The organism is Noviherbaspirillum autotrophicum (assembly GCF_000818395.1).
Taxonomy (GTDB): domain Bacteria; phylum Pseudomonadota; class Gammaproteobacteria; order Burkholderiales; family Burkholderiaceae_D; genus Noviherbaspirillum; species Noviherbaspirillum autotrophicum.
Map to the genome: position 1 here is coordinate 1 of NZ_JWJG01000023.1, position 2,399 is coordinate 2,399.

The 2,399-nt window shown below is 50.6% G+C and carries 3 protein-coding genes; 2 read left to right on the forward strand and 1 reads right to left on the reverse strand.

What is annotated here, in order from left to right; genetic code table 11:
- Window positions 1-244: 244 nt before the first annotated feature.
- A complete protein-coding gene (locus TSA66_RS01240; RefSeq protein ID WP_157691551.1) occupies window positions 245-1,102 on the forward strand; it encodes a class I SAM-dependent methyltransferase in 858 nt (285 codons plus the stop codon).
- A gap of 274 nt (window positions 1,103-1,376) precedes the next feature.
- On the opposite strand, the gene TSA66_RS26505 is transcribed toward TSA66_RS01240, so the two are convergent.
- Complete coding sequence (locus tag TSA66_RS26505) at window positions 1,377-1,580, reverse strand: hypothetical protein (protein ID WP_157691552.1); 204 nt, start codon at window positions 1,578-1,580, stop codon at window positions 1,377-1,379.
- Between the two features lie 16 nt (window positions 1,581-1,596).
- On the opposite strand from TSA66_RS26505, the gene TSA66_RS01250 reads away from it, so the two are divergent.
- On the forward strand, window positions 1,597-2,328 hold the full coding sequence (locus TSA66_RS01250; RefSeq protein WP_040038689.1) for a glycoside hydrolase family 16 protein: 732 nt from the start codon (window positions 1,597-1,599) through the stop codon (window positions 2,326-2,328).
- The last annotated feature ends 71 nt before the right edge of the window (window positions 2,329-2,399 follow it).

The window sequence follows — 2,399 nt, forward strand, 5'->3', positions numbered from 1 at the left end:
CCTGGAAATTCAAATAAGAACCACGCAAGCGATCGATATAACATTGAATGCAATTCTTGGGAGGCCAGCAATGCTGGCCTCTTTTTTTTCATGCAAAATTTCTTCCACTTATCAATCTCGATTGACGCATTGATACAGATATCGAATAGCCAATTTTGCTGCTTCTCAAAGATGCTTTGAATTCAAAACCTTCCAGTTTTTTTCTCTGTTATTTTTAGTTACTAGAAAAATCGGCAACAACGATTTGCAAGTCGCTACACCTTCAAGGCAATCCCCCTCGCTGTACTGCTTTTCGCTGGCATGTGATGCCGGCGATTTGTCATTCACAACAACGAAAGAGCCGGAGATCATGCTAAATCAATCGCAATCAGTCGTAGAGAAAGAGGCAAATCAGGCAGAGACGGAAAGCGCAGCACATCAGCCATCGTTGAAGGTCGTTTATGAGGCGCCAAAGTCTCAGAGCTTTCCGATTCATAAGGTCTACCAGATTTTTCAGGATTATTTCCGGCCGAGACGCAAAAGAGCATTCATGCAACTCTTTCCGGAAGTCGCATCCGGTGCGCCAGTGGTGGATATCGGGGGAACCGCAGGCTGGTGGAAGGAAGACTTTCCAAAGGGCGTGGATATCTCGATCGTCAACATCGACGACGATCACCGCGAGGAAGTGACCCATAGTGGATTCAAGTTTTACCAGACCGATGGCAGGCGGTTGCCATTTTCCGATAAGCAGTTCTACCTTGCCTTTTCAAATTCGGTGATCGAGCATGTGGGTGACTTGCACGATCAGAGGCGATTTGCCCATGAAGCCATGCGCTGCGGCCGCAAGCTGTATCTGCAAACGCCGAATAAATGGTTTCCGGTCGAGCCCCACTTGATGACGGCGTTTATTCAGTGGCTGCCTTTCAAGGTGTCACGGCGCTTGCTCCGCTATTTCTCGCTGTGGGGATTAGTTGCCAAGCCTTCTCAGCAGCAGATCGATGAATTCCTGCGTACGACACGTCTGTTGAGCAAGCGTGAACTGAAGCATATCTTTCCGACAGCGCAAATCAAGGAAGAGAAATTTCTTGGAATGACAAAATCGTTTATCGTGCTCATCAGATAAGTTTCGCAGCAACGCACGCAATACAGGCAAGTCCTTAAACGTCGTTTCAGAAATACAAGGAAAAGGCCGGCAGAAATGCCGGCCTTTCTTTTTTTCTCGTGTCGTTTGTTTGCAACCTCACCAATATTTACATTGACATAGCGAAATATTGCCAAGGAATTTGAATATTTCCAGGAACCATTTCTGCACAGCAATGCTCTGATGAAACTCTTGCTCTTGAGCATTTCGAGAGCCAATCATTTTGGAAGGGGACAGTTTTGTCACGAGCATCTATTCATCGCTTTTCGATTACCACCTTGACCTGCGCCTGTGCGGCCGTATTGATCTCTGCATGCGGCGGCGGCTCCGGCAGCGGCGCAGCAGATACAACCAGCACGGCTGCTTCCGCCACCGCGTCTCCAGTTGTTGCGCAGGCAACGGGGTCCGATACGAATTCGAGCAATACATCCTCCAGCTCTTCCGGCACAGCAACCGCCACGCCGTCTCCGAGCACAGTGACAACACAGGCACCGGCGCAAACAGCGGCCACTCCTTTTGGCCAGGACGCGAACCAGTACACGCTGAGTTTTTCCGAAGAGTTCGACAGCTTCAACAGCAATCTCTGGAATGACCACATCTGGTACGCCGGGTCGAACGCCACCAAGAATTTCACAGTGGAAGACGGCAAGCTGAAGATCTGGCCGCAGCGTGATGCATCCGGCAACTTCTTCGACCGTACCATCGATACCGATGGCAAGTACTATCAGCAATACGGTTACTTCGAGATGGAAGCGAAGCTGCCAAAGGGCAAGGGCACCTGGCCCGCATTCTGGCTGTTCAACCACATCAACGAGCGCCGTCCGGAAATGGACATCATGGAAGCGTATGCCGGCGGCAATGGCTGGGGCTACACGGATGCATCCGGCATTGCTCATCCGAACACTTATGCAGCCACCGTATGGGTTGGCGACTATGACGGCCACCAGGCGGGTTTCAAGATGTACACCGAAGGCACGGATCTGTCGGCTGGCTTCCACAAGTATGCGGTGAAGTGGGAGCCGGGCAAGCAGACGTATTACTTTGATGGCAAGGAAGTCACGACCGTCAATGTGAGCATGAACGATCCGATGTACATCATGCTTGACCTGTGGTTTGGCAGCGCCAGCGGCACGCCGGACAATTCGACGCCGCAGGGCAAGGACAATTCGTATGAAGTGAATTACGTCCGCGCCTGGAAATTCAAATAAGAACCACGCAAGCGATCGATATAACATTGAATGCAATTCTTGGGAGGCCAGCAATGCTGGCCTCTTTTTTT